Raw genomic sequence first — 24,642 nt, forward strand, 5'->3', positions numbered from 1 at the left:
GAAAAACTGGACAGGACGACGCGCCCCTGGGGGAAGGCGCAGGCCGGAGAATGCGGTGGACAGTCTCTCCCGCATCTGACAACGTTGTCCAGGCTCTATGCTCGACGCCACATCCTCATACAACCCCATGGACCTGTGCATCCCCATCGACCATTCTCGTGGGCCGGTGCATCCCGTGGACGACAGGACAGGACAGCGCATCGTGGCAGAGACCGCCCGCCGATCCGAGAACCGTTACGGCAACCGTCCCACCATGAAGGACGTCGCGGCGCGTGCGGGGGTCGGCCTGAAGACGGTCTCGCGTGTGGTCAACGGCGAACCGGGGGTCACCCCGGACACCGAGCGCCGGGTCCAGGAGGCCATCGACGCGCTGGGCTTCCGTCGCAACGACAGCGCGCGGGTGCTGCGCAAGGGCAGTACCGCGAGCATCGGTCTCGTCCTGGAGGATCTCGCGGACCCGTTCTACGGACCTCTGAGCCGCGCGGTCGAAGAGGTCGCCCGGGCCCACGGCGCGCTCCTGATCAACGGTTCCAGCGCCGAGGACCCGGACCGCGAGCAGGAGTTGGTCCTCGCGCTGTGCGCGCGCCGCGTGGACGGGCTCGTCGTGATTCCGGCCGGTGACGACCACCGCTATCTGGAGCCCGAGATAAAGGCGGGCGTCGCCACGGTGTTCGTGGACCGTCCGGCCGGAAGGATCGACGCCGACGCCGTGCTGTCCGACAGCTTCGGCGGAGCCCGTGACGGCGTCGCCCACCTCATCGCCCACGGCCACCGGCGGATCGGCTTCATCGGCGACATGCCCCGCATCCACACCGCCGCCGAGCGGCTGCGCGGTTACCGCGCCGCCATGGAGGACGCGGGGATACCGGTCGAGGACGCGTGGATGTCCCTGGGCGTCACCGACCCGCAGCGGGTGCGCAAGGCGGCCGAGGACATGCTCTCCGGCTCCTCCCCCGTCACCGCGATCTTCACCGGCAACAACCGCGTCACCGTCACGGTCGTCCGTGTCATCGCCGAGCGCGGCCGTCCTGTCGCCCTCGTCGGCTTCGACGACATCGAACTCGCCGATCTCCTCCAGCCAGGCGTCACCGTCGTCGCCCAGGACGCCGCCACCCTCGGCCGCACCGCCGCCGAACGCCTCTTCCGCCAGCTCGACGGCAGCCTCATCACTCCCGAACGGATCCAGCTCCCGACCCGGCTGATCACCCGCGGCTCGGGCGAACTGCCGCCCGCGGACTGAGCCATGGCCCGCCCGGACCCTCGTACGCTCGAAGCTCTCGGCCTCGCCGAAGCGCCCCGCGACCATCCGCTGAGCTATCCGGGAAAGTGGCCCCAGGAATCCGGACTCCTGGACGGAGACCGGCTGTTGCCCCTGAGCCGCCTGGTGTACGAGGACCGCGTCCCCGTCGTCGCCGTCGGCTCCAACGCCTGCCCCGCCCAACTCCGGCACAAGATGGCGGAGTTCGAGGTGTCCTCTCCGATCCCGATGGTGAAGGCGACGGTCACCGGTATTGGCGTCGGCGTCTCGGCCCATGTGAGCCTGACCGGATATGTGTCCGCGTCGCCGTTCCAAGCGCCGGGAACCGTGGGCGAGTTGTTCGTCACCTGGCTCGACTCGGCCCAGCTCGCGGTCGTCGACGCGAGCGAGGGGGTCACGGCGCCGACCGGTGCGTACGACCGCGCCCGGCTCTCCTCGGAGGACTTCCGGATCGAGCTGGAGTCCGGCGAACTCCTCCCTGGCGCGTACGTCTACGTCAACCGCCGCGGCGTCCTCCACGACGGCACCGGGACACCGCGCGGGCATCCGGGCGAGCGTCCGCTGCTCACCTCTCTTCTCGCCGAATCACCGCGCCTGCGTGAACTGTTCGGGGACACACCCGAGGAGTTCTGCGCCCGGGCACGCTCCGACAGGGCGCTCTGCGCGCAGGGCACGCGGCTGTTCGCCGAGGAGGGACGCGTGACGGCTTCCGGCCTCGAAAGGTACGTACAGCCTCGATGATCCGAACGGCCTCAGCAGACCGGAAGCCCCGGAAGCGGTGCGTCGTTGTCGCCGCCCTTGATGTAGACATCGCTGACGAAGACGTCGGTGTTGCCGCTGTCGTCGTCGGTCCTGGCCCACCAGACGTTGGTCCACTCGCCGTAGGTCTCCCGGCGGCCCAGGTTCTGCTGGCAGTAGAAGTAGTTGGTGCCCGCGTTGAGGACGCCCACCTCGGTGCCGGAGGCGGTGTAGGACTTGGCGGTGCGCCAGACCTGACAGTTGTACTTGCCGCCGCCGATGGGGTCGCAGACCGGGGCGGCAGGGGTGGTCGGACTGCTTGAACCGCCCCCGGTGGTGCCGCCGGTGGTGCCAGCGTCGGTGGAACCTCCCGAGCCGCCGCCCGATGCGCCGCCGGTACTGCCTCCGTTGGCAGGTGTCTTCGAGGGCTCAGGAGTGGTCTCGGGTATGTAGCTGGGCTGCTTCTCCGGGGCCTTGGACTTCCCGTCTCCCTTTCCGGTCGGTTTGGAGTCGTCCGACAGGTCGACCGAGCCGCGGCCGGCGCCGTCGGAGGGGGCCGTGCCGCCGACGTCGGACGGCGTCGGCAGGGCTGTGGTGCCCGTGTCGTCCGGGCTGTTCAGCAGCGCGACGGTGAAGCCGGTCGCCGCGAGGACGACGACGACGGCCACGGCGGCGAGGAGGGCGCGGCCTCCGCGGCGGCGGGGTGCGGGAGATGGGGCGACGGCCGTGAGGGCCACCGCCGGAGCGACGGGCACCGGCGGTCCGAATCCCGGCGGAACCGACGGGACGCTCCGTTCCGTCGCCTCACGCGGCCGCGGCTCCGGCACCCTCAGCCCCGTCGTCGCGGAGTCCGCCTCGGGCGCTCCCGCGACCGCCTCCAGCAGCTCGCGCGCGCGGTCCGCGTCCGGGCGGGCCTCCGGCTGCTTGTTCATGAGCTGCTGCAGTACGGGGCCCAGCGGACCGGCGAGCCGGGGTTCCGGCAGCGGCTCGACCACGATCGCGGTGAGCGTGGACCACGTCGACGTACGGCGGAAGGGGGACGATCCCTCCACGGCGGCGTACAAGGTCGCGCCGAGTGCCCAGACGTCCGACGCGGGGCCCGGGTCGTTGCCCTGGGCCCGCTCTGGTGCCAAGTAGTCCAGGGAGCCGACCAGTTCGCCGCTGCGGGTCAGGTGGGTGGTGGAGCCGTCGCCGGGATCGTCCATCGTGGCGATGCCGAAGTCGGTGAGGACGACGCGGCCCGAGCGGTCGAGGAGGATGTTGCCCGGCTTCACGTCGCGGTGCAGGACCCCTGCGCGGTGGGCGGCTGCCAGCGCGTCCATGACCTTGGCGCCGATGGAGGCCGCTTCGCGGGGGTCCAGGGTGCCGCGCTCGCGCAGGACGTCGTCCAGCGACGGGCCGTCCACCAGCTCCATGACGATGAGCGGGCGTCCGTCGACCTCCGCCACGTCGTGCACGGCTATGACTCCGGGGTGGCTCACCCGGGCCGCCGCGCGGGCCTCGCGCTGCATCCTCCGGCCCAGGTCGGCCAGTTCGGGCGCGGCGGCGTCGGTGTAGGTGCGGAGTTCCTTGACGGCTACCTCGCGGCCGAGGACTTCGTCCCGGGCTCGCCAGACGATGCCCATGCCGCCGCGGCCGAGTTGGGCCACGACGCGGTACCGGTCGGCCAGCAGTCTGCCTACGCCGTCCGGCTGTTCGTTCTCCCCCGAAGACACTGCTGCCCCGTTCCTGTGTCACGCCAGTGGATGGCGTCCACACTACGGGGCAGCAGTGACAGGTGGTGTCGGGAGGCGGGCTCTGTGACGTGGTCGCTACGCGACCGGCCACAACGGCCGTTCTGAAGCTGCGGGCCGCCTGTGGCTGGTCGCGCAGTTCCCCGCGCCCCTAGGAAGCTCTACTTGGCCGAGATTGTCAGATCTCCCCGCCTCGGCACCGCAAAACCCTCCAGGTCCGCCCGCGTCAGCCCCGTAACCCGCGCCACCTCGGCGATGTCGAGGGCGCCGCAGTCCAGGCCGCGCAGCAGGTAGCCGCTGAGGGCCTTGGCGGTGGCGGGTTCGTCCATGACGTCGCCGCCCGCCTGGTTGGCGTAGCGGGAGAGGCGGGCCGCGGCCTGTTCGAAGCCTTCGCGGTAGAAGGCGAAGACGGCCGCGTAGCGGGTCGGGATGTGGCCGGGGTGCATGTCCCAGCCCTGGTAGTAGGCGCGGGCGAGGGCGCGGCGGGTGAGGCCGTAGTGCAGCCGCCAGGCGTCGTGGACCTTCTCCGTCGGGCCGACCGGCAGGACGTTGGTGGAGCCGTCGCAGACGCGTACGCCGGTGCCCGCGGCGGCGACCTGCATGATCGCCTTGGCGTGGTCGGCGGCGGGGTGGTCGCTGGCCTGGTAGGCGGCGCTGACGCCCAGGCAGGCGCTGTAGTCGAAGGTGCCGTAGTGCAGACCGGTGGCGCGGCCCTCGGCGGCCTGGATCATGCGGGCGACGGTCGCGGTGCCGTCGGCGGCGAGGATCGACTGGCTGGTCTCGATCTGGATCTCGAAGCCGATCCGCCCGGGCTCGAGACCGCGCGCCTTCTCGAACTCCTCGAGGAGCCGCACCATCGCGGTGACCTGCTCGGCGTACGTCACCTTCGGCAGCGTCAGCACGAGCCCGTCGGGAAGGCCCCCGGCCTCCATCAGGCCGGTGAGGAAGATGTCGAGGGTGCGGATGCCGCGGTCGCGGACCGGAGCCTCCATGCACTTCATGCGGATGCCCATGTACGGGGCCGCCGTACCGTTCTCGTACGCCTCGGCGATCAGCCGGGCGGCGCGCGCCGCCGCCTCGTCCTCCTCTGCGTCCGGACGCGGGCCGTAGCCGTCCTCGAAGTCGACGCGCAGGTCCTCGATCGGTTCGCGCTCCAGTTTGGCCCGTACGCGGTCGTACACGGGCTTCGCGAGGTCGTCGGTGAGGCCGAGGACGGCGGCGAAGGAGGCGGCGTCCGGGGCGTGCTCGTCGAGGGCGGTGAGGGCCCGGTCGCCCCAGGAGCGGATGGTGTCGGCGGCGAACGCGTCGCCGGGCACGTAGACGGTGTGGACGGGCTGCCGGGTGCCCGGGTCTCCGGGGTAGCGGCGCTCCAACTCGGCGTCGACCGGGGCGAGGGAGGCGCTGATCTCCTCGCTGACGGCGCCCGCGAGGCTCGTCGCCACCTTCTCCTGCTGGCCCTGACCCATCCCGCACCCTCCTGTTTTCCGCACTGCGGAATCAACAATCCGTAGAACGAAGTTATCCGGGGACCTTCCCGCCGGTCAACACCCTCTTGCGTCCCGGGTCACCCTCCGAACCCACCGCGTTCACTCCCCTCTCGGTTCCCTGCTTCACACTGCGGCCCGCACCCTTCATCATCCTGAGGGACCAGCGATCGAAGGAGCACGCGTGCCGAACCCCAAGAGACTCACCCGCCGTATGGGGCTCAAGACCGTCGTGGCCGCCGCGGTCGCCCTGCCCTTTTTCAGTACAGCGTCCGTCTCCGCCGCCGGAAGCCCGGGCCGCCGCCTGGACGTCATGACGTACAACCTGCGTTTCGCGAGCACCACCGAACCCAACAGCTGGGCCGCACGCCGCCCCGCGATGCGGGCGTTACTGCTCCAGGAACGGCCCCATGTGATCGGTACCCAGGAGGGCCTCCACCAGCAGATCCTCGACATCGAGGCCGACCTGGGCCCGTACTACGACTGGATCGGCACCGGCCGCGCGGGCGGCAACCAGGACGAGTTCATGGCGATCTTCTACGACACCCGTCGGGTGACCCCGGTCGAGCACGAACACTTCTGGCTCTCGGACACCCCTGAGGTGGCCGGCTCGAACACCTGGGGCGGCGCTTCCATACGCATGGTCACCTGGGTCCGCTTCCGTGACCTCGGCAACGGCGGGCGGGAGTTCTACTTCCTCAACACCCACCTGGACAACGCGAGTCAGAACGCACGCGCGCGTTCCGCCGCCCTGATCGGCGAACGCATCGCCGGACTCGACCGTTCCCTGCCGCTGATCGTGACCGGCGACTTCAATGTCGCCGCCCACGAGAACCCCGTCTACGACACGATGCTGTGCCCCGGACTCGTCGACACCTGGGAGACGGCGGCCGAGCGCAGCAGGCTGTACGCCACCCTGCACGGATACAAGCCGCTGGCGCCGGACGGCGACCGCATCGACTGGATCCTCACCACGCCGGGTGTGACCGCACACCGCTCCACGATCAACACCTTCTCCCTGAACGGCCAGTTCCCGAGCGACCATCTGCCCGTACAGGCGACGCTGACCCTGGCATGAGCGAAGGCCCCCGCGACCGCGTCAACGACGGTCGCAGGGGCCTCTCACGCTTCCTACGGAGACTCAGCCCTTGCGGGACTTGATCTCCTCGGTGAGCTGCGGGACGACGTCGAAGAGGTCGCCGACGACGCCGTAGTCGACGAGGTCGAAGATCGGGGCCTCGGCGTCCTTGTTGATGGCGACGATGGTCTTCGAGGTCTGCATGCCGGCGCGGTGCTGGATCGCGCCGGAGATGCCGGAGGCGATGTACAGCTGCGGGGAGACCGACTTGCCGGTCTGGCCGACCTGGTTGGAGTGCGGGTACCAGCCGGCGTCGACCGCGGCGCGCGAGGCGCCCACGGCCGCGCCGAGGGAGTCTGCGAGACCCTCGATGATCGAGAAGTTCTCGGCGCCGTTGACGCCACGGCCGCCGGAGACCACGATCGCGGCCTCGGTCAGCTCGGGGCGGCCGGTGGCCTCACGCGGGGTGCGCGCGGTGACCTTGGTGCCGGTGGCCTTCTCCGAGAAAGACACGGCGAGGGCCTCGACCGCGCCCGCGGCCGGGGCGGCCTCCACGGCGGCCGAGTTCGGCTTGACCGTGATGACCGGAGTGCCCTTGGAGACACGGGACTTGGTGGAGAAGGAAGCGGCGAACGCGGACTGCGTGGCCACCGGGCCTTCGTCGCCGGCCTCCAGGTCGACGGCGTCCGTGATGATGCCGCCGCCGATACGGAGCGCGAGGCGGGCCGCGATCTCCTTGCCCTCGGCGGAGGACGGGACGAGCACGGCGGCCGGGGACACGGCCTCATACGCGGCCTGGAGCGCGTCCACCTTGGGTACGACCAGGTAGTCGGTGAACTCGGGGGCGTCGACGGTGAGGACCTTGACCGCGCCGTGCTCGGCGAGCGCGGGCGCGGTGGCCTCGGCACCGGAACCGAGGGCGACGGCGACGGGCTCGCCGATGCGGCGGGCCAGGGTCAGCAGCTCCAGGGTGGGCTTGCGGACGGCGCCGTCCACGTGGTCGACGTAGACGAGAACTTCAGCCATGGGACTTCTTCTCTCCTGCTTGCGAAAGATGAGGGGCGGTCAGGGAGCCTGCGGCGGGCCGGTGTTCCTAGATGAACTTCTGGCCCGCGAGGAACTCGGCGAGCTGCTTGCCGCCCTCGCCCTCGTCCTTGACGATCGTGCCGGCGGTGCGTGCGGGGCGCTCGGCCGCGGAGTCGACCTTCGTCCAGGCGCCCTCGAGGCCGACCTCGTCCGCCTCGATCTCCAGGTCCTCCAGGTCCCAGGACTCCACCGGCTTCTTCTTGGCCGCCATGATGCCCTTGAAGGACGGGTAACGCGCCTCGCCCGACTGGTCGGTGACCGACACGACCGCCGGGAGGGAGGCCTCCAGCTGCTCGGAGGCGGAGTCGCCGTCACGGCGGCCCTTGACCACACCGTCCTCGACGGAGACCTCGGAGAGCAGGGTGACCTGCGGAACGCCGAGACGCTCGGCAAGGAGGGCCGGGACAACACCCGCGGTGCCGTCGGTGGACGCCATGCCGGAGATGACCAGGTCGAAGCCGGCCTTCTCGATGGCCTTCGCCAGCACCAGCGAGGTACCGATCACGTCGGTGCCGTGCAGGTCGTCGTCCTCGACGTGGATGGCCTTGTCCGCGCCCATCGACAGCGCCTTGCGCAGCGCGTCCTTGGCGTCCTCGGGGCCGACGGTCAGCACGGTGATCTCGGCGTCGTCGGCTTCGTCGGCGATCTGCAGCGCCTGTTCCACCGCGTATTCGTCGAGCTCCGAGAGCAGACCGTCCACGTCGTCACGGTCGACGGTCAGGTCATCGGCGAAGTGCCGGTCGCCAGTGGCGTCGGGCACGTACTTCACAGTGACAACGATCCTCAAGCTCACGCCGGCTCTCCTACTGCATCGTCATTTTTGGCTGCCTTCTTATCGGCAGCATAGGCGCCTGAAGCGGCCGATCCCGGTCGGGGCGGCCCGCGCTCCGACCGAAATATTACTCGCCAGTACACCCATCAATTACCCACTAAGCAAGCGCTTTGAACTGTGACCTTCGCAACGCTGCGTAACCGACGAGTAGGACCCGCCGGTAGCTTCAGTCGCGCAGGCCGTTGAAGCGCCCTTGGTGGTAGAGCAGCGGGCGGCCCGCGCCCGACGGGTCACCGAGGACCACCTCGGCCAGGACGATGCGGTGGTCCCCCGCGGGCACGCGCGCGACGACACGGCACACCAGCCAAGCGAGGACGTCGTCGAGCACGGGAACGTCTTCAGGGCCGTTACGCCAACGGGTGGGCGCGCCGAAGCGGTCGGCGCCGCTCCTGGCGAAGGTGCCGGCGAGTTCCTGCTGATGCTCCCCGAGTATGTGCACGCCGATGTGGTCGGACGCGGAGATGGCGGGCCAGCTGGAGGCGCCGACGCCTATCCCGAAGGAGACGATCGGGGGCTCGGCGGAGACCGAGGTGAGCGAGGTGGCGGTGAAGCCGACGGGGCCCTCGGCGCCGGGGGCCGTGATCACGGCGACACCGGCCGCGTGCCGCCTGAAGACGGAGCGCAGCAGGTCGGGAGAGGCGAGCTGTGGGGTGCCGAGGTCGGGCGTGGCCGTCATGGAGTTGTCCTTCTGCGAGAGGTGACGGGCTGATCCGTGGCTGCTCAACAGCCCGGACAGCGCGCACTCGCGGTGCGGGCCAGGTCCACGTGGACGCGCTCGAAGAGAAGGATTTCCCGGGGCATACGGTCAGGCTGACGATAGGTGGTGGGTGCAGTCAAGTGCGTTCCGGCATCTGGGAGATGCCTCACCTTGATCACCACGGTCAGACGGCCTCTCCCAGCGCGGCGATCACATCGGCCTTGCGCGGCTGCCCTGTTGCCCGCCGCACGATCCGCCCGCCCGCGTCGAGCACGAGCACGGTCGGGGTCTTGAGGATGTCGAGTTCGCGTACGAGCTCCAGGCGGTCCTCGGCGTCGATCTCCACGTGGGACACCCCGGGGACCATCTCCGCCACCTCGGCGAGCACCCGTCGGGTGGCCCGGCAGGGGGCGCAGAAGGCGCTGGAGAACTGGACGAGCGTGGCCCGTTCACCGAGCCCCTCCCCCAACTCCGCCGCGCCGAGAAGCTTTCCACCGTCGCGCCCGCGCACCCTCACCCTCCCGCTCCGCCGCCGATGCAGCACTCCGTACGCGCTCGACAGCGCGAGCACCACCACGCACACCACAAGTCCGGTCATCACCTGCACAAGCATTCACGAGACCGCAAAGATTCCCGGCCTCACAAAAGCCGATGAGTGCGGAATGCTTGATTCATGGACATCGATGTGAGGGGGCCGCGGTTCGGAGCGGCCGTGACGACCGTCGTGCTGGCGGTCGTGCTGATCACCGGCAGCGCCTGGCTGCTGGCCTGGCAGACGCTGGCGTTCGCACTGGGCGCGGCGGGCGGCGTGGGGCGCTCCCCCTACGGCTGGCTGTTCCGCAAGGCGGTACGTCCCCGGATCGGGCCGCCGACGGAGTTCGAGGCGCCGGAGCCGCCGCGGTTCGCGCAGGCGGTCGGGTTCGCTTTCGCGGTCGTGGGACTCATCGGCTACGCGGTGGGACCGGAGTGGCTGGGGACGGCGGCAACCGCTTGCGCGCTCGCGGCGGCGTTTCTCAATGCCGCGTTCGGGTACTGCCTCGGGTGCGAGATGTACTTGCTCGTGCGCCGAGTCACGGTACGTGCGGAGTAAAGGGAAGTTAAAACTCCGAGGTGGATCAAGGGGTGACGTGACGAGGATCTCGCCCACCACTGGCACTAGGACTGGCCACTCGTCCGTTCTTGGGGCACGATCTGCGCAATGCCGTAAACCTACGGCTGCGTAACTTTCCCGCCGGGAGACCCCTTCCCTGGCAGAGAGAAGGGTCCACCCCGTCCATGGCAGAGCTTGTCTACCGTCCCGTCGTCGGTCTCGCCCAAACGTTGTTCAAGGCCTGGGACCTCAAGATCGACCTCAAGGGATCGGAGAACATTCCGCGCTCGGGCGGCGCCGTGCTGGTGAGCAACCACATCGGCTATCTGGACTTCATCTTCGACGGTCTGGCCGCCCTGCCGCAGAAGCGCCTCGTGCGCTTCATGGCTAAGGAGTCGGTGTTCCGGCACAAGATCTCCGGTCCGCTGATGCGGGGCATGAAGCACATCCCGGTGGACCGGAAGCAGGGCGAGACGGCGTACGCCCACGCGCTGGAGTCGCTGCGTTCCGGTGAGATCATCGGCGTCTTCCCCGAGGCCACCATCTCGCAGTCGTTCACGCTGAAGAGCTTCAAGTCGGGTGCGGCACGCATGGCCCAGGAGGCCGGCGTCCCGCTGATCCCGATGGCCGTGTGGGGCACCCAGCGCCTGTGGACCAAGGGCCGCCCGCGCAACTTCAAGCGCAGCCACACCCCGATCACCATCCGGGTCGGCAAGCCGGTCGAGGCTCCGAAGGACCAGTACGCGGGGGCGATCACCCGGCGGCTGCGCGACCAGGTACAGGAGCTCCTCGAAGCCGCGCAGCGCGCCTATCCCGTGCGGCCCAACGGCCCGGACGACACGTGGTGGATGCCCGCGCACCTCGGCGGCACGGCGCCGACCCCCGAAGAGGTGAAGGCGGCCGAGGCGCGCTGAATCGTCACTCCGGGGCGTGGACGGTGATCCGCGCCCCGGGGCTGAACTTCTCCAGGAGTTCGGCGAGTTCGGCTCCCGCCCGCTCGGCTTCGGCGACCGGCATCGGCGCCAGGCTCTCCAGCAGGAAGACCGCGGAGGTCGATTCCTCCGTGAGCCGCGTGCGCGGGCCCTGGCGCCAGTTCCAGCGGCGGCAGGTGACGCCCGCGTCGTCGCGCCACACCACCTCGCCCGCGTCGGGGTGTTCGACGGTCTCCTCGCCGTCCGCAACGGTCACGAAGTCCTCGTCGCCCATGGCGCGCACGAGGCGCATCCCGCCCTGGATGCGGTCGATGTCCTCACCGCCGACGGGGATCAGGTGGGCGACGCTGATGGCGTTGTAGACGTCGACCAGCACGTTGATCCGGGGCAGTCCGGCGCCGGAGAGGGCTCGTTTGGCCAGCGCCTCCGCCGAGTTGCGGGTCCGCGAGGGCTTGGAGCCGAACGCCGTGTAGGCCTCCCGCCAGGCCGCCATGTGCGGGTCCTCGTGCGGAGCGCGACCGTCCAGCCGTACGGCCAGACGGCGGGCCGCGTCGTCCAGCAGCGCCGAAGTCCCCTCGGTACTTGGCCCGTTGACGAGTCCGTACGCCTCGATGGCGACGTGCGTGAAGCCGGGCGCGAGGGCGCGCACCTCGTCGGACACGGTGAGCGTGAGAGTCATGGGCGGCCTTGCCTCAGAGTGCGGTGGGGAGCGTCTTCCACAGGTGCGGCCGGTCGGGGGCGGCTTTGAGTGCGCGCAGAACGGCCGGGTGAGGTTCAGCGTACAGTACCGGGTAGTCCACCTCATTGGACTCCGGGTCGGGGATCCAGGCAAGGCGCTCGCCGTCGAGCGAGAACCGCGCGTCGACGCCTGGCTTGTTACCGCGGCAGTCCTGCCGGTGCCAGGCTCCGTTGAACCGGACGGCGACCAGGCCGTGCACGACATGCCCGCCTCCGTCGTCGTGCGCCAGCGACTGGTAGCACAGGGCGGTCGGGATGTCCTCCGCCCGCAGCAGCGCGGCCAGCGCGTGCGCCTTGGCGTGGCAGATGCCGGTGCGCTGCTCCAGGACGTCGGAGGCGCGCCAGGTGACGCGCGGGTCGCCGGCGTCCTGCGAGTGCGGGATCGTGTCGCGCACGAATTCGTACGCGGCCTGCGCATAGCCATACGAGTCGGCCGCACCCTTCGCGAGCCGCGCGGCCGCCTCCCGCACGAGCGGATGATGGTGGTCGATGACCTCGTCGGCGGCCAAGTAGGCGGACAGGTCGGGGGTTTCCTGGATCAGCTCCATGGTCGCAGAGCATAGGAATACGGCCGACCGGGAGTCAATTACTTTTCGGTCGACCGTATATCTATGCATACCTTGGCGGCTCGCTAGTGCGCCATCTCCTCCTTGAGCGCCGCCACGAAACCGTCGACGTCGTCCTCGGTCGTGTCGAAGGCGCACATCCAGCGGACGTCGCCCGCGCTCTCGTCCCAGAAGTAGAAGCGGTAGCGCTTCTGCAGGCGCTCGCTCACGTCGTGCGGGAGGCGTGCGAAGACCGCGTTGGCCTGCACCGGGTAGAGGATCTCCACGCCGTGCACCGCGCGCACGCCCTCGGCGAGCCGCTGGGCCATCTCGTTGGAGTGGCGGGCGTTGCGAAGCCACAGGTCCTTGGCGAGCAGCGCCTCCAACTGCACGGAGACGAAGCGCATCTTGGAGGCGAGCTGCATCGACAGCTTGCGCAGGTGCTTCATGTGGCTGACGGCGTCGGGGTCGATGACGACGACGGCCTCGCCGAACAGCGCGCCGTTCTTCGTCCCGCCCAGGGAGAGGATGTCGACGCCGACCGCGTTGGTGAACGTCCGCATGGGGACGTCCAGGGAGGCGGCCGCGTTGGATATGCGGGACCCGTCCAGGTGCACCTTCATGCCGTGCGCGTGGGCGTGGTCGCAGATCGCGCGGATCTCCTCGGGCGTGTAGAGGGTGCCCAGTTCGGTGCTCTGGGTGATCGAGACGACCTGCGGCATCGCGCGGTGCTCGTCGTCCCAGCCGTACGCCTGCCGGTCGATCAGCTCGGGGGTGAGCTTGCCGTCGGGGGTGGGCACGGTGAGCAGTTTGAGGCCGCCCATGCGCTCGGGGGCGCCGCCCTCGTCGACGTTGATGTGCGCGCTCTCCGCGCAGATCACCGCGCCCCAGCGGTCGGTGACGGCCTGGAGCGCGACCACGTTCGCGCCGGTGCCGTTGAAGACCGGGAAGGCCTCCGCCGTGGCACCGAAGTGGCTGCGGATGATCGACTGGAGGTTGGCCGTGTAGTCGTCCTCGCCGTACGCGACCTGGTGCCCGCCGTTGGCCAGGGCCAGGGCGGCGAGCACCTCGGGGTGGGCCCCCGCGTAGTTGTCGCTGGCGAAGCCACGGACGGCCGGGTCGTGGCGACGCCGGGCGTCGGTCCTGGGAGGGTTCACGGCTTCTCGGTCAGCCACAGACGTTTTCCGTTCACTTCACCGGCGGGCTTGTCCCAGACGCCGGCGATGGCATCGGCCAGCTCCTTGACGTCCGTGAAGCCCGCGAACTTCGCGTTCGGGCGCTCGGCGCGCATCGCGTCGTGCACCAGTGCCTTGACGACCAGGATGGCAGCCGCGGAGGTCGGCCCCTGCTCGCCCCCGGCCTTGCGGAAGTAGTCGGCCATGGCCAACGTCCAGGCCTCGGCGGCGGCCTTGGCCGCGGCATAGGCCGCGTTGCCCGCGGTGGGCTTGCTCGCACCGGCCGCGCTGGTCAGGACGTACCGGCCGCGCTCGCTGCGCTGCAGCGCCTCGTGGAAGGCGAGGGAGGTGTGCTGCACGGTGCGGATGAGCAGCAGTTCGAGCAGGTCCCAGTCGTCGAGAACCGTCTTGGTGAAGGTCTCGCTGCCGCGCCAGCCGCCGACGAGGTGGACCAGGCCGTCGACGCGACCGAAGTCCTTCTCGATGCGGGTGGCCCAGTCGCGGGTCGAGTCCAGGTCGAGCAGGTCCACCGTGTCGCCGACGACGGTGGCGCCTCCGTAGGCGTAGCGGGCCGCGTCCACGGCCTCCGCGAGACGCTCGGGGTCGTTGTCCGAGCCGACGACCGTCGCGCCCGCCTCGGCGAGCCGCAGCAGCGTCGCGCGGCCCGCGGGGCCTCCGGCACCCGCGACCGCGATCACCGCTCCGCTCAGTGCTCCGTTGCCATTCCCGTCGGACATGGTCCTCGCCTCCTGAGCGTGCTGGGCACGGGCGCTCACGCGGCGGCCCGTTCGGCGCCCGCCGCTGTGATGCCCTTGGTGGAGGCGATCACATGCTTCAGCTTCTTGGCGAGCGCCTCATAGAACATGCTCAGGGGAAACTCGTCCGGAAGCACGTCGTCCACGAGCTTCCGCGGGGGCAGGGTGAGGTCCAGGGCGTCCGGGCCCTTGGCCCAGCGGGAGCCCGGGTGCGGGGCGAGGTAGGTGGCGACCAGCTCGTACGCCTTGAACCAGTGGACGAGCTTGGGGCGGTCGATGCCGGCCCGGTAGAGGTCCTCGATCTCCGCGCACAGCTCGTTGGTGACCTGCGGGGCGCGCTGCCAGTCGATGTGCAGTTTGTTGTCGGTCCAGCGGACGACGTCGTGCTTGTGCAGGTAGGCGAAGAGCAGCTGGCCGCCGAGTCCGTCGTAGTTGCGGACCCGCTCGCCGGTCACCGGGAAGCGGAACATCCGGTCGAAGAGCACCGCGTACTGCACGTCACGGCCCTGCGGGAAGCCGTCGGCCTCCAGCTTCACGGCCTCCTTGAAGGCGGTGAGGTCGCAGCGCAGCTCCTCCAGGCCGTACATCCAGAACGGCTGGCGCTGCTTGATCATGAACGGGTCGAAGGGCAGGTCGCCATGGCTGTGGGTGCGGTCGTGGACCATGTCCCAGAGCACGAAGGCCTGCTCGCAGCGCGCCTGGTCCTCGACCATCGCGGCGATGTCCTCGGGCAGCTGCAGACCGAGGGTGTCCACGGCGGCTTCGGTGACGGCGCGGAAGCGGGCGGCCTCGCGGTCGCAGAAGATGCCGCCCCAGGAGAAGCGCTCGGGCGCCTCGCGCACCGCGATGGTCTCCGGGAAGAGGACGGCCGAGTTGGTGTCGTATCCGGCGGTGAAGTCCTCGAAGGTGATGCCGCAGAACAGCGGGTTGTCGTAGCGGGTGCGCTCCAGCTCGGCCAGCCAGTCGGGCCACACCATGCGCAGCACGACCGCTTCGAAGTTGCGGTCCGGGTTGCCGTTCTGCGTGTACATCGGGAAGACGACCAGGTGCTGGAGGCCGTCCTCACGGTGCGCGGCGGGCTGGAAGGCCAGCAGCGAGTCGAGGAAGTCGGGCACCTTGAACCCCGCGTCGGCCCAGCGGCGCAGGTCCTTCACGAGCGCCTCGTGATAGGCGGCGTCGTGCGGCAGCAGCGGGGCGAGCCGCTCGATGGCGTCTATGGCACGGCGTACGGCCAGATCCGCGTCGGACGTGTCCGGCGCGCCCTCGGCGTCGAAGTCGATGGAGCCGTCTTTGGCCTGCCACGGCCGGATCTCCTCCACGGCATCCTTGAGCGCAGGCCATGCCGGGTGTTCCACCACCCTGGCCACGGGAGGAACCTGCTCCTCCGCACCTACCTGCACAAGAATTTCCGTCATGTCCCACCCTCCACAGGAGAACCTCGCGTAAGAACACCGTATGCGTACGTAGTTCCTTCCCACAAGTGGGAACTCGGGACATTATCCTGCGCACCCGCTTGTTCACCGCTCTTTTTCCTGCCAGAAACGGTGCAGGCGCTTACTTCCGCTGCGTGCCGCGATGCGAGGCGTCGGCGTCGCCCCGGGTCAACCGTGGCCGGGACTCGCCCACCGCAGAGTGACCCGGTCCGGCGGCACGGGGCGTGTCCGCCCTGACCGGCGGGCCCATTGGCCCGCGTACGAGCGGGTACATCACACGGCAGGGCCATTAGGCTGCGGCCTTGCCGCGTGGGCGCCGCCGTCGGAACCACGCGCGAGCCGAGCCGCCGTCGACGGAAGCGAGTCACGTCTTGAACTTCCTCACCATCGGTCACCGCGGAGTGATGGGTGTCGAACCCGAGAACACCCTCCGTTCCTTCATCGCCGCCCAGCAGGCGGGCCTCGACCTGATCGAACTCGATCTGCATCTGAGCAAGGACGGCGCCCTCGTCGTCATGCACGACGCCGAAGTGGACCGTACGACCGACGGGTCGGGGCCGATCGCCGAGAAGACACTCGGCGAGCTGCGCACGCTGGACGCGGGGCGCGGTGAGCGCGTTCCCGTCTTCGAGGAGGTGCTCGACGCCATCCCGACGCCGCTCCAGGCCGAGATCAAGGACGTGGCGGCGGCACGGGCACTGGCCGAGGTCATGCACCGGCGGGACCTGGTCGGACGGGTCGAGGTGTCCTCGTTCCACGACGAGGCGGTCGACGAGATCGCCCGGCTCGTGCCGGGCGCCCGCACCGCGCTGATCGCGAGCCGGTACGGCACCGACGTCGTGGACCGCGCCGTGGACGTCGGCGCCGCGACCGTCTGCCTCAACATCCGCCGGCTGACCCTGGAGGTCGTCGAGCACGCCCGCAAGGCCGACCTGCGGATCATCGGCTGGGTGGTGAACACCCAGGACCAGTTGCGGCTGGTCCGCGCCCTGGAACTGGACGGCGCGACCACCGACTATCCCGAGATCAAGCGCACCGGCCGCTTCACGGCGTGACCGGATGATCGGCACAACTGCCGTAACGATTATGCGAGCGGCTTGACCAGCAGCTCGAACTGCAGGTCGTCGCGCTGCGGGACGCCGAAGCGCTCGTCGCCGTACGGGAAGGGCGTCATCCTTCCCGTACGGCGGTAGCCGCGCCGCTCGTACCAGCCGATGAGGTCATCGCGTACGGAGATCACCGTCATGTGCATCTCCGCGACGCCCCAGGTCTCGCGCGCGTGCCGCTCCGCCTCGGCGATGATCACCTTGCCGAGGCCCGCGCCCTGGAGTGCGGGGCTGACCGCGAACATGCCGAAGTAGGCGTGGTCGCCGCGGTGTTCGAGCTGGCAGCAGGCGACGACCGCGCCGTCCCGCTCGACGGTCAGCAGCCGGCTGTCGGGTGACTTGACGACCGCGAGCACGCCCTCCGGATCGGTCCGCTGCCCTTCGAGGATGTCCGCCTCGGTGGTCCAGCCCGCCCGACTGGAGTCCCCGCGGTACGCCGACTCGATCAGCGCCACCAGAGCGTCCACATCGCTGTCGATGGCATCGCGGAAGGTCAGTCCGGTGGAGGCGGTGGTGTCCATGGAGCGGTTCTCCGTTCGGTGGCGCGGCTCGGCACCGACGAGCCTAACTCTCCCCTAGGGTTCGGCTGCATGGTGCATGTACTGAGCAGCCGAACCCTCCTGCGCCCCACCGACCCGGAGCGCTCCCGTGCCTTCTACGGCGAGAAGCTGGGCCTCGCCGTCTACCGCGAGTTCGGTACGGGGCCCGAACGCGGGACCGTCTACTTCCTCGGCGGCGGCTTCCTGGAGGTCGCGGGCCGCTCCGAGGCGCCGCCGTCCCCCGCGCTCAAGCTGTGGCTCCAGGTCGCGGACGCGACGGCGGCGCACGAGGAACTGGCTGCCGCCGATGTCGAGGTCCTGCGACCGCCGGTGAAGGAGCCGTGGGGGCTGATCGAGATGTGGATCGCGGATCCGGACGGCACCGAGATCGTGATCGTGGAGATCCCGGCGGACCACCCGTTGCGTTACCGCCCCTGAGGCCCGGCGTTGCTCGGCCGCGCTTGCGTCCGCCCCGGCGCGGGTCCGGGCCCCGGATGGCCGCCGCAGCGGCCCGGGACTAGCGTTTTCAGGGGGCTCGCTGCGGAAGGAACCTCATGAAGCTCGACAGGCCGGTGACCGGCGGACCCTGCTGGACGGAGCTGGGGACCAGCGATCTCGAAGCGGCCAAGCGCTTCTACGCCGACCTGTTCGGCTGGCGCCCGGAGACGGACCCGCGCCAGGAGGCGGGCGGCTACACCGTGGCGCACCTCGGCGACGCCGCGGTCGCCGCCCTGTCGCCGCTGTACCAGGAGTCGCAGCCCGTCGCCTGGAGCGTCTCGTTCGCGGTGGCCGACGCGGACGCCTCCGTGGCAGCGCTGCAGGCGGCCGGCGGCACGGTGGTCCTCGGCCCCATGGACGTGTTCGACATCGGCCGTTTCGCCGTCGCCTTCGACCCGGGCGGCGCGGCCTTCCAGCTGTGGCAGGCACGGTCCTTCGCCGGCGCGGGGCTGTTCAACGCGCCGGGCGCCCTCGGCTGGGTGGAGCTGCTGACCCGCGCCCCCGACCGGGTCACCGAGTTCTACACGACGGTGTTCGGCTGGAGCGTGAACGCCTCCGAGCACTACACGCAGTGGGGTGTCGACGGCGCCGACTTCGGCGGCATGGTGACCATGGACGAGAAGTTCCCGCACGAGGTGCCCTCGCACTGGATGCCCTACTTCACCGTCGAGAACGTGGACGCCACTGCGGACGCCGCCCTCCAGGCGGGCGGCCACCTGCTCATGGAGCCCATGTCCGTGTCGCACGGCCGCCGGATCGCCGTGGTGCGGGACCCGCAGGGGGCTGCGTTCGGCGTCCATGCGGCGGGCGAGGAGATTTAGTCCCCCCGTTCAGGAGCCGAGCGGGTCAGGCGCGCGGCATTCCCAGTCGGCCCTCCAGCTGGCCGAGCAACTCGCCCAGCAGTTCGGCCAGTTCGCGCTGCCGGTCGGGGTCGGTCCCGGACAGGACTGTCGTCTCGTACGCGAGTTGCTCGGGGAGGATGCCGTCGACGAGCTCGCGTCCCTCGTCGGTCAGCCGGACGTGGGCGACCCGGCGGTCTCGGGTGTCACCGCGCCGCTCGACCATGCCTCGCTCGGTCAGTTGCTTGAGGCGCTTGGTGACGGCGGCCCCGGAGGAGAACGTCTCCCGGGCGATCTCGCTGGGGGTCAGCTCGTGCCCGGTCCGTCGCAGCGTGCCGAGGACGTCGAACTCGGGGCGGGTGAGTCCGGCCCGGCGCAGCGGCGCGTCCTCCGCCTGCTGGAGGAGCGCGGCGCAGCGGTTGATACGGCCGATGATCTCCATGGGCCCGGTGTCGAGGTCCGGCCGCACGGTCTGCCACTGCCGCACCACCGCCGCCATGGTGTCCCGGGGCCAGGTCGGGCCCACTGCGGGGGAGCCCGCTGTCGCTGCCTGTGCGGTCCGGCCGTGCGACCGCTCCGCTCCCGCGGCCCGGCTGGTCATCTTGCCCCCGCGCGCGTGGACGGCATCCCCGGTTTCCGTGCGCCCGCCAGAGGTACTCTCGGCCCCCGCCCGCCGGGGGCCCAGGCCCGAATTCTCCGCGCGGCGGTTGCGGACGGCCGCGTCGCCCGCACGGCCGACGTCGGCGTTCTCCGTCTCCGCCCGCCTCGCATGGGCGTCCCCGTCCGTCGTCCGCCCGTCCGCTGCCGTCATGCCTGTGCGCCCTCCAAGGAGTGCAGTCCCTGCCGTCGTACCGTCGCCGCGAGCGTACGGTGTGCGGCGTGTTCGACCGGCATCACCCGGTCCCCCGGCACGGCGCGCTGCCACCATTCGCCGGCCGCCGTGTCGGCGGTGGCGCGGAGGTCGACGACGGTGGCGGCGAGGCCGCGGCGGGCGGACTCCAGGGCCCCGGGCTCGGGGTGGTCGCGGGCGAGGACCCGTGCGGCGTGCTCGCGGGCGCGTTCCACGGCGGAGAGGGCTTGCTCGATGCGGTCACCGGCCCGCCGGTTGGTGACGGCGACCGCGGCCGCGAAGCCGATCAGCGCGCCGACGAGGGTGTCCACGACTCGGTCGGTGATCAGTTCGCCGGGCTGCTGGGACTGTGCGAACTCGGTGATCAGCAGAGCCATGGGCGTCACGCAGATGGTGCCGAGCCAGTAGTTGCGGCTGATCAGCGCTTCGGCGCCGAAGGCGCAGGCGAGGACGCAGAGCACGAGGACCGCCTTCCCGAGGTGGGCGAGCGGGAAGACCGCCGCGAAGACCAGCACCCCGACGAGGTTGCCGACGACGCGCTGCACACTCCGGCTCCAGGTCAGGGTGACGTTGGCCTGGTAGAGCGAGGCGGCCGTGACCAGCGCCCAGTACGGGCGGCCGACGCCGAGAGCGAGCGAGGCGTATCCGGCGAGGGCGCAGCCGAGTGCGGTGCGCAGGGCGATGGGCGCGAGTGGGCCGAGGCGGTGCAGCAACGACCGCTTCCCGAAGGCGAGTTCGGCCTCCATGCCCAAGAGCTGGTCGGCGGCGTCCGCGAGGTCGTCCGGACGCGGCACCGGCCCGTTGCCGCGCAGCTCGCGGGCCCAGCCGCGCAGCCGCTCGGGCTCCGTGGCGGCGGGCGCGGCCAGGGCGATCTCGGCACGTACGACGAGCCGTTCCAGGGCGCGCCTCGGAGCGGAGCGGGCGCCGGTGGAGAGCAGTGACTCCCAGGCCCCGTGCACGGCGGCGACCGCGGCGGCTCGGGCACGGGCGGCGCCTTCACCGCTGCCCCGCGTCCCGGCGTACGCGGCCACGGCGTTCAGCGCGTGTGCTGTGGCGCGGCGCTCCGGCCCGTGCGGACGGACGAGCCCCGGGGCCATCCCGACGAGCCAGGCCCAGGCACCTCCCGTGGCGGCCAGCGCGAGATGGCCGGGGACCTGCCCCAGGGTCCCGGGCGTGAACAGGGACGCGGAGCTGATGAAGGCGAAGATCAGATGCCCGGGCGGGCCGATGCGCGTGGCGTCGCACAGCACTTTCTGTGCGGCGGCGAGCAGGGCTCCGACGGTGACCAGCACGACGGCGTCGGTGGAGAGCGAGGCGGTGACCAGGGCGACGGCGAGACCGCCGAGCATGCCGAGCACGACCAGGGCCAGGGTGCGGGCCCGGGCGGCGTAGGGGCGGTTGTGGGCGTAGAGCGCGCAGAGCGACCCGGCCATCGTGTACATCGCCAGGTCCAGCCTGCCGAGCGCCACGAGCGTCAGATTCAGCGGGGCGACCGAGGCGACGACGCTCAGCGCGGGCTTGAACCAGATGTCGGAGGGGCGGCCGACGCGCAGCACACCGGCCAGCGGAAGGCGGCGTACACGCGGGGGGCCAGGGATCGCACTACTCATGACCACAAGTTTAGCAGGTGTTTTACTCGTGAAGCATTTCGCTCACTGTGCCGGCTCACCTGCGGTGCGCTCGCAACGCTCCCCCGTTTACACCCTTGCGCTCGCTTGCGCCCCGTCCGGGCCGGGCATGCCCTGACCGACTGTCCGATACCCATGCCCGATGCCCGATGCCGTCGAGCGGGGAGGTGCACGATGCACGGACCGGCTTCGCCCGGCTGGCTGCTCGTCGCGCTGTGCGCGGCGACCGGGGCCTACTGCCTGCTGCGGATGCGCAGTTCCGTCGAGGAGCAGCGCCGCACCGCGGGCGGCGAGGCGCTCATGGGCTTCGGCATGGCCGCGATGGCCGTGCCCGCGGCGGTGGCCGCGCCACCGCGCTGGGCCTGGCTCGCCTACGCGGCCGTGTTCGGCGCGGCGGCGGTACGCACCCTGTGGGCGGCCCGTACGAGCCCGCACCACGTGCACCATCTGATGGGCGCCTGCGCGATGGTCTACATGGCGGGGGTGATGGCCGAATCTCCCGGTCACCACGTCCAGGGCGGTTCGGGGGTCCCGCTGCTGACCGGGGTGCTCCTGCTCTACTTCAGCGGCTACGTGCTGCGCTCGGGCCTGCGTCTGCTGCCCATGGCCACGGCGGCCGGCGGAACCGGCACCGTCGGCTGGGCCGACCGCCCCGAACTGTCGCAGGCGTGCCGGCTGTCCATGGGGATCGCGATGCTGGCCATGCTGGTCACGCTCTGAAACCGACGCCTCCCGGACCACGGGAAACGGCCGCAACGAAACCGTGGCGTACGTCACTTTGCCGTCGCGGGCCGTATCCTCCGGCGACACCCCGCTCATAGGCTTCGACCATGATGGTCCCCGCGGCACTGTTGCTGCTCGGCGCTCTGGCCGCCGTGGTCGCTCCGCGACTGCTCGCCAGGGCGGACTGGCCGGACCGCGAACCGGTGGTCGCCCTGTGGGTGTGGCAGTGCGTGGTGGCGGCCGTGCTGCTCTGCTGCGCGCTGTCGATGACGCTGAGCGCGGCCGCCGCCTGGGTGGTCGTACGGGGCCATGTGTTCGGTCCGGCGCCGCACTCGGTCGTGGACGCCTACGCGTTGAGCTCCGGGAGCCCCTGGGCCGCGACAACCGCCGTGGCGCTCGCGTGCGGTGGCGCATGGACCGCGGCGATGCTGGTGACCGAGGTCGTACGGGCCCGGGCGCGCCGTCGGCAGAGCCGCGACGAACTCCTTCTGCGCGCACCGCTGTTGCCCGGCGAGGAGCCCGGCGCCGACCGCCTGGTGGTTCTGGAGGGGGTGCGTCCGGACGCCTGGTGGCTGCCCGGCGCCGCACCCCAACTCGTCGTCACCACCGGCGCGTTGCGCCGTCTGAAGGGGCGTCAGCTGGATGCCGTGCTCGCCCATGAGCAGGGGCACGCCCGGGCACGGCACGACTGGCTGCTGCACTGCTCCGGCGCGCTGGCGAACGGATTCCCGCAGGTTCCGGTGTTCGCCGCGTTCCGCGACGAGATGCACCGCCTGGTCGAACTCTCCGCCGACGACATGGCCTCGCGCCGCTTCGGCCGCCTCACCATCGCGCTCGCCCTGGTGGAACTCAACGAGGACCGGGGCGTGTTCGGCCCCTGCCCGACCCCGCAGGCCCATGTCCCGCAGCGCGTCCACCGCCTGCTCACTCCCCCGGACCGGCTCACGGCGGCGCGACGCCTGCGACTGACGGCGGCGGCCGCGCTGGTGCCGGTGATCCCGCTACTGGTGACCTTCGTACCGGGGCTGCGGGCGCTGAGCTAGAACCTGTCCGGCCGGATCATGGCGGAGCATCGGGGCCGGGCACGGGCTCGCCGCGTACCGCCGCGCGGGACACCCCGTGTGCCCCCGGGTTGGCCTCCGGACCCGCACGTCGGCGAGGATCACCGCATGCACCCCCCGCACGTCGACTCGCCTCCCCATCCCCACCCGCCAGGCCCGCGCAGCGCGGCGCTCGCCGCGGCGGCTCTCGCCGTGCCCTCCGTGCTGCTTCTCCTGCTGGTCGCGTTCTCCTGGGATCCGCTGCTCGCCCTCGACGGCGACATCGCCCGCACCACGCACCGCTGGGCGGTCGACGACCCCGGCCTCACCCATGCGTTCCGCATCCTGACGGACTGGGTGTGGGACCCGTGGACGATGCGCGCTGTGGCTGCCGCCGCCGTGGTCTGGCTGATGTGGAGGCACCGCGCATGGTGGCCGGCCCTGTGGGTGGCGGTCACATGTGCGGTGGGCACAGTGGTGCAGCAGGGGCTGAAGTCGGCGATCGGCCGCGAACGCCCCGTCTGGCCCGACCCCGTGGACTCCGCCCACTACGCGGCCTTCCCCTCCGGCCACGCCATGACGGCCACGGTGGTGTGCGGGCTGCTGCTGTGGCTGCTCCACCTGTACGGCGCCGGACGCGCCCTGCGTCGTACGGCGCTCGCCGTGGCCGTGGTCTCCGTCGTGGGCGTCGGTCTGACCCGTGTCTGGCTCGGCGTCCACTGGCCGTCGGACGTGGTGGGCGGCTGGCTTCTCGGGGCGCTCCTTGTGGCACTGGCGGTCGCCTCGTACGAGCGGTGGGTCTCCTCGGGACGGCCTTGACCTGTGCGGGCCCGCCGCGAAGGATCACCCTCATGACGATCAAAGGCGTGCTCTTCGACTTCTCCGGAACGCTCTTCCGCGTCGAATCGACCGAGTCCTGGCTGCGGGCGGCGCTCACGGAGGCCGACATCCCCCTGCCCGAGACGGAGTTGGTCCGCTCGGCCCAGGAGTTGGAGTCGGTCGGCGCGCTCCCCGGTGGCGCTTCCCCGGCACAGCCGGTGCCGGACGGCCTCAGCGGCGTGTGGGCGATCCGGGACGAGAGCGCCGAGCTGCACCGGGCCGCCTACACCGGGCTCTCCCGACGCGTGGCACTGCCCGATCCCGGGCTGCATGACGTGCTGTACGACCGCCACATGACCCCGGACGCCTGGCTGCCCTACCCCGACGCGGAAGAGGTGCTGGGCGCGCTGCGCGAGCGCGGGGTCGCGGTCGGTGTGGTCAGCAACATCGGCTGGGATCTGCGGCCCGTCTTCCGCGCGCACGGCCTCGACCCTTACGTCGGCACGTACGTCCTGTCGTACGAGCACAGCATCCAGAAGCCGGATCCGCGGCTGTTCGCGACCGCCTGCGACGCGCTGGGCATCGCCCCCGAGGACACGCTGATGGTCGGGGACGACCGCCGCGCGGACGGGGGTGCGGCGGCCCTGGGCTGCGCCGTGCACTTCGTGGACCATCTACCGGTGACCGAGCGCCCGGACGGGTTGCGGCCGATTCTCGGCCTGATCGGCTGACGTCCCGGCGCGGCCCGCGCTCTCGGCCGCTCCTGCAACCGCCGCCTCAGCTCTGATAGCCCTCGACCTGCGAGGAAGGACGGGCCCTGGCCTCATCCGGGTTCTCACCGAACTCGGACTTCGCACGCCGCTGGCGCAGCAGGTCCCAGCACTGGTCGAGGTCGCGCTCCAGTTGCCCGAGCCGCTCGTGCTCGGTCGAGCTGTCGATCTGCCCGGACGCGAGGGCGTCGCGCAGGCGTCGTTCGTCGTCCACCATCGCCGTGATCCTGGCCAGGATCTGATCTTGATCCATGTC

At 70.9% G+C, this 24,642-nt stretch carries 27 protein-coding genes; 12 read left to right on the forward strand and 15 right to left on the reverse strand.

Features of this window, described 5'->3' with window-relative positions; genetic code table 11:
- The first annotated feature begins 175 nt into the window (after positions 1 to 175).
- The gene (locus tag OG219_RS06350; RefSeq protein WP_266823732.1) at positions 176 to 1,240 is read left to right on the forward strand and encodes a LacI family DNA-binding transcriptional regulator; all 1,065 of its coding nucleotides are present in this window, start codon (positions 176 to 178) and stop codon (positions 1,238 to 1,240) included.
- Positions 1,241 to 1,243: 3 nt separating this feature from the next.
- A complete protein-coding gene (locus OG219_RS06355) occupies positions 1,244 to 1,999 on the forward strand; it encodes a hypothetical protein (RefSeq protein WP_266823734.1) in 756 nt (251 codons plus the stop codon).
- Between the two features lie 11 nt (positions 2,000 to 2,010).
- Here the strand turns inward: OG219_RS06355 and OG219_RS06360 are convergent, their stop codons facing one another.
- Together OG219_RS06360 and OG219_RS06365 are read right to left on the reverse strand one after the other, a co-directional pair.
- On the reverse strand, positions 2,011 to 3,711 hold the full coding sequence (locus OG219_RS06360) for a serine/threonine-protein kinase (protein ID WP_266823736.1): 1,701 nt from the start codon (positions 3,709 to 3,711) through the stop codon (positions 2,011 to 2,013).
- 179 nt (positions 3,712 to 3,890) lie between these two features.
- Positions 3,891 to 5,195 (reverse strand): aldolase/citrate lyase family protein, encoded by a 1,305-nt coding sequence (locus OG219_RS06365; protein WP_266823738.1) that lies wholly within the window; start codon positions 5,193 to 5,195, stop codon positions 3,891 to 3,893.
- Between the two features lie 202 nt (positions 5,196 to 5,397).
- Between OG219_RS06365 and OG219_RS06370 the strand changes: the two genes are divergently transcribed.
- The gene (locus OG219_RS06370) at positions 5,398 to 6,291 is read left to right on the forward strand and encodes an endonuclease/exonuclease/phosphatase family protein (RefSeq protein ID WP_266823740.1); all 894 of its coding nucleotides are present in this window, start codon (positions 5,398 to 5,400) and stop codon (positions 6,289 to 6,291) included.
- A gap of 63 nt (positions 6,292 to 6,354) precedes the next feature.
- Here OG219_RS06370 and OG219_RS06375 read toward each other — a convergent pair whose 3' ends face one another.
- The 4 genes from OG219_RS06375 to OG219_RS06390 all read right to left on the reverse strand — a co-directional run bounded on the left by OG219_RS06375 (position 6,355) and on the right by OG219_RS06390 (position 9,504).
- Positions 6,355 to 7,317 carry an electron transfer flavoprotein subunit alpha/FixB family protein gene (locus tag OG219_RS06375; RefSeq protein WP_266823742.1) on the reverse strand — a complete coding sequence of 321 codons (963 nt, stop codon included), beginning with the start codon at positions 7,315 to 7,317 and terminating at the stop codon, positions 6,355 to 6,357.
- Between the two features lie 67 nt (positions 7,318 to 7,384).
- A complete protein-coding gene (locus OG219_RS06380; RefSeq protein WP_266469534.1) occupies positions 7,385 to 8,170 on the reverse strand; it encodes an electron transfer flavoprotein subunit beta/FixA family protein in 786 nt (261 codons plus the stop codon).
- A gap of 205 nt (positions 8,171 to 8,375) precedes the next feature.
- Positions 8,376 to 8,885 (reverse strand): flavin reductase family protein, encoded by a 510-nt coding sequence (locus OG219_RS06385; protein WP_266469532.1) that lies wholly within the window; start codon positions 8,883 to 8,885, stop codon positions 8,376 to 8,378.
- 205 nt (positions 8,886 to 9,090) lie between these two features.
- Positions 9,091 to 9,504, reverse strand: a complete 414-nt coding sequence (locus OG219_RS06390; RefSeq protein ID WP_266823745.1) for a thioredoxin family protein — start codon at positions 9,502 to 9,504, stop codon at positions 9,091 to 9,093.
- A 75-nt stretch (positions 9,505 to 9,579) separates the two neighbouring features.
- Between OG219_RS06390 and OG219_RS06395 the strand changes: the two genes are divergently transcribed.
- Positions 9,580 to 9,996, forward strand: coding sequence for a DUF4395 domain-containing protein (locus OG219_RS06395; RefSeq protein WP_266823747.1), 417 nt, complete (start codon positions 9,580 to 9,582; stop codon positions 9,994 to 9,996).
- Positions 9,997 to 10,181: 185 nt separating this feature from the next.
- Positions 10,182 to 10,910, forward strand: a complete 729-nt coding sequence (locus tag OG219_RS06400; RefSeq protein ID WP_266823749.1) for a 1-acyl-sn-glycerol-3-phosphate acyltransferase — start codon at positions 10,182 to 10,184, stop codon at positions 10,908 to 10,910.
- 4 nt (positions 10,911 to 10,914) lie between these two features.
- Here OG219_RS06400 and OG219_RS06405 read toward each other — a convergent pair whose 3' ends face one another.
- The 5 genes from OG219_RS06405 to OG219_RS06425 all read right to left on the reverse strand — a co-directional run bounded on the left by OG219_RS06405 (position 10,915) and on the right by OG219_RS06425 (position 15,556).
- Positions 10,915 to 11,607 carry a B3/4 domain-containing protein gene (locus OG219_RS06405; protein ID WP_266823751.1) on the reverse strand — a complete coding sequence of 231 codons (693 nt, stop codon included), beginning with the start codon at positions 11,605 to 11,607 and terminating at the stop codon, positions 10,915 to 10,917.
- 13 nt (positions 11,608 to 11,620) lie between these two features.
- Entirely contained in the window at positions 11,621 to 12,214 is a 594-nt protein-coding gene (locus OG219_RS06410) for a transglutaminase domain-containing protein (protein WP_266823753.1), read from the reverse strand.
- An 83-nt stretch (positions 12,215 to 12,297) separates the two neighbouring features.
- Positions 12,298 to 13,368 (reverse strand): low specificity L-threonine aldolase, encoded by a 1,071-nt coding sequence (locus OG219_RS06415; protein WP_266823755.1) that lies wholly within the window; start codon positions 13,366 to 13,368, stop codon positions 12,298 to 12,300.
- Complete coding sequence (locus OG219_RS06420) at positions 13,365 to 14,123, reverse strand: SDR family NAD(P)-dependent oxidoreductase (RefSeq protein ID WP_266823757.1); 759 nt, start codon at positions 14,121 to 14,123, stop codon at positions 13,365 to 13,367. Before OG219_RS06420 ends, OG219_RS06415 begins: the two co-directional genes overlap by 4 nt.
- 35 nt (positions 14,124 to 14,158) lie before the next feature.
- Positions 14,159 to 15,556: a DUF6421 family protein gene (locus tag OG219_RS06425; RefSeq protein WP_266823758.1), complete on the reverse strand. Its 1,398-nt coding sequence runs from the start codon at positions 15,554 to 15,556 to the stop codon at positions 14,159 to 14,161.
- A gap of 389 nt (positions 15,557 to 15,945) precedes the next feature.
- Here OG219_RS06425 and OG219_RS06430 point away from each other — a divergent pair, with 389 nt between their 5' ends.
- Complete coding sequence (locus OG219_RS06430) at positions 15,946 to 16,629, forward strand: glycerophosphodiester phosphodiesterase family protein (protein WP_266823759.1); 684 nt, start codon at positions 15,946 to 15,948, stop codon at positions 16,627 to 16,629.
- A gap of 29 nt (positions 16,630 to 16,658) precedes the next feature.
- Here the strand turns inward: OG219_RS06430 and OG219_RS06435 are convergent, their stop codons facing one another.
- Positions 16,659 to 17,201, reverse strand: coding sequence for a GNAT family N-acetyltransferase (locus OG219_RS06435; protein WP_266823761.1), 543 nt, complete (start codon positions 17,199 to 17,201; stop codon positions 16,659 to 16,661).
- Positions 17,202 to 17,270: 69 nt separating this feature from the next.
- Here OG219_RS06435 and OG219_RS06440 point away from each other — a divergent pair, with 69 nt between their 5' ends.
- Positions 17,271 to 17,657, forward strand: coding sequence for a VOC family protein (locus tag OG219_RS06440; RefSeq protein ID WP_266823763.1), 387 nt, complete (start codon positions 17,271 to 17,273; stop codon positions 17,655 to 17,657).
- 116 nt (positions 17,658 to 17,773) lie between these two features.
- Positions 17,774 to 18,538, forward strand: a complete 765-nt coding sequence (locus OG219_RS06445) for a VOC family protein (RefSeq protein WP_266823765.1) — start codon at positions 17,774 to 17,776, stop codon at positions 18,536 to 18,538.
- A gap of 25 nt (positions 18,539 to 18,563) precedes the next feature.
- Here OG219_RS06445 and OG219_RS06450 read toward each other — a convergent pair whose 3' ends face one another.
- Positions 18,564 to 19,055, reverse strand: a complete 492-nt coding sequence (locus OG219_RS06450) for a MarR family winged helix-turn-helix transcriptional regulator (RefSeq protein WP_266836020.1) — start codon at positions 19,053 to 19,055, stop codon at positions 18,564 to 18,566.
- Positions 19,056 to 19,363: 308 nt separating this feature from the next.
- Positions 19,364 to 21,016 (reverse strand): FUSC family protein, encoded by a 1,653-nt coding sequence (locus OG219_RS06455; protein ID WP_266823767.1) that lies wholly within the window; start codon positions 21,014 to 21,016, stop codon positions 19,364 to 19,366.
- 192 nt (positions 21,017 to 21,208) lie between these two features.
- On the opposite strand from OG219_RS06455, the gene OG219_RS06460 reads away from it, so the two are divergent.
- From OG219_RS06460 to OG219_RS06475, 4 genes are all read left to right on the forward strand, one after another.
- Complete coding sequence (locus OG219_RS06460; RefSeq protein ID WP_266823769.1) at positions 21,209 to 21,754, forward strand: DUF5134 domain-containing protein; 546 nt, start codon at positions 21,209 to 21,211, stop codon at positions 21,752 to 21,754.
- A gap of 110 nt (positions 21,755 to 21,864) precedes the next feature.
- On the forward strand, positions 21,865 to 22,800 hold the full coding sequence (locus tag OG219_RS06465) for a M56 family metallopeptidase (RefSeq protein ID WP_266823771.1): 936 nt from the start codon (positions 21,865 to 21,867) through the stop codon (positions 22,798 to 22,800).
- A 126-nt stretch (positions 22,801 to 22,926) separates the two neighbouring features.
- The gene (locus OG219_RS06470) at positions 22,927 to 23,616 is read left to right on the forward strand and encodes a phosphatase PAP2 family protein (protein ID WP_266823773.1); all 690 of its coding nucleotides are present in this window, start codon (positions 22,927 to 22,929) and stop codon (positions 23,614 to 23,616) included.
- Positions 23,617 to 23,648: 32 nt separating this feature from the next.
- Entirely contained in the window at positions 23,649 to 24,347 is a 699-nt protein-coding gene (locus OG219_RS06475; RefSeq protein ID WP_266823775.1) for an HAD family hydrolase, read from the forward strand.
- A gap of 46 nt (positions 24,348 to 24,393) precedes the next feature.
- On the opposite strand, the gene OG219_RS06480 is transcribed toward OG219_RS06475, so the two are convergent.
- Positions 24,394 to 24,639, reverse strand: coding sequence for a DUF2630 family protein (locus OG219_RS06480; RefSeq protein ID WP_266823777.1), 246 nt, complete (start codon positions 24,637 to 24,639; stop codon positions 24,394 to 24,396).
- Positions 24,640 to 24,642 lie beyond the last annotated feature (3 nt).

It is taken from the genome of Streptomyces sp. NBC_00038 (assembly GCF_026343635.1).
Taxonomy (GTDB): domain Bacteria; phylum Actinomycetota; class Actinomycetes; order Streptomycetales; family Streptomycetaceae; genus Streptomyces.

Coding starts and splice junctions, on each gene's coding strand:
- OG219_RS06355 (WP_266823734.1), top strand. CDS start 1,244: ATGGCCCGCCCGGACCCTCGTACGCTCGAAGCTCTCGGCCTCGCCGAA.
- OG219_RS06365 (WP_266823738.1), bottom strand. CDS start 5,195: ATGGGTCAGGGCCAGCAGGAGAAGGTGGCGACGAGCCTCGCGGGCGCC.
- OG219_RS06375 (WP_266823742.1), bottom strand. CDS start 7,317: ATGGCTGAAGTTCTCGTCTACGTCGACCACGTGGACGGCGCCGTCCGC.
- OG219_RS06385 (WP_266469532.1), bottom strand. CDS start 8,885: ATGACGGCCACGCCCGACCTCGGCACCCCACAGCTCGCCTCTCCCGAC.
- OG219_RS06390 (WP_266823745.1), bottom strand. CDS start 9,504: ATGACCGGACTTGTGGTGTGCGTGGTGGTGCTCGCGCTGTCGAGCGCG.
- OG219_RS06395 (WP_266823747.1), top strand. CDS start 9,580: ATGGACATCGATGTGAGGGGGCCGCGGTTCGGAGCGGCCGTGACGACC.
- OG219_RS06400 (WP_266823749.1), top strand. CDS start 10,182: ATGGCAGAGCTTGTCTACCGTCCCGTCGTCGGTCTCGCCCAAACGTTG.
- OG219_RS06405 (WP_266823751.1), bottom strand. CDS start 11,607: ATGACTCTCACGCTCACCGTGTCCGACGAGGTGCGCGCCCTCGCGCCC.
- OG219_RS06410 (WP_266823753.1), bottom strand. CDS start 12,214: ATGGAGCTGATCCAGGAAACCCCCGACCTGTCCGCCTACTTGGCCGCC.
- OG219_RS06420 (WP_266823757.1), bottom strand. CDS start 14,123: ATGTCCGACGGGAATGGCAACGGAGCACTGAGCGGAGCGGTGATCGCG.
- OG219_RS06425 (WP_266823758.1), bottom strand. CDS start 15,556: ATGACGGAAATTCTTGTGCAGGTAGGTGCGGAGGAGCAGGTTCCTCCC.
- OG219_RS06435 (WP_266823761.1), bottom strand. CDS start 17,201: ATGGACACCACCGCCTCCACCGGACTGACCTTCCGCGATGCCATCGAC.
- OG219_RS06440 (WP_266823763.1), top strand. CDS start 17,271: ATGGTGCATGTACTGAGCAGCCGAACCCTCCTGCGCCCCACCGACCCG.
- OG219_RS06445 (WP_266823765.1), top strand. CDS start 17,774: ATGAAGCTCGACAGGCCGGTGACCGGCGGACCCTGCTGGACGGAGCTG.
- OG219_RS06450 (WP_266836020.1), bottom strand. CDS start 19,055: ATGGCGGCGGTGGTGCGGCAGTGGCAGACCGTGCGGCCGGACCTCGAC.
- OG219_RS06455 (WP_266823767.1), bottom strand. CDS start 21,016: ATGAGTAGTGCGATCCCTGGCCCCCCGCGTGTACGCCGCCTTCCGCTG.
- OG219_RS06460 (WP_266823769.1), top strand. CDS start 21,209: ATGCACGGACCGGCTTCGCCCGGCTGGCTGCTCGTCGCGCTGTGCGCG.
- OG219_RS06465 (WP_266823771.1), top strand. CDS start 21,865: ATGATGGTCCCCGCGGCACTGTTGCTGCTCGGCGCTCTGGCCGCCGTG.
- OG219_RS06470 (WP_266823773.1), top strand. CDS start 22,927: ATGCACCCCCCGCACGTCGACTCGCCTCCCCATCCCCACCCGCCAGGC.
- OG219_RS06475 (WP_266823775.1), top strand. CDS start 23,649: ATGACGATCAAAGGCGTGCTCTTCGACTTCTCCGGAACGCTCTTCCGC.
- OG219_RS06480 (WP_266823777.1), bottom strand. CDS start 24,639: ATGGATCAAGATCAGATCCTGGCCAGGATCACGGCGATGGTGGACGAC.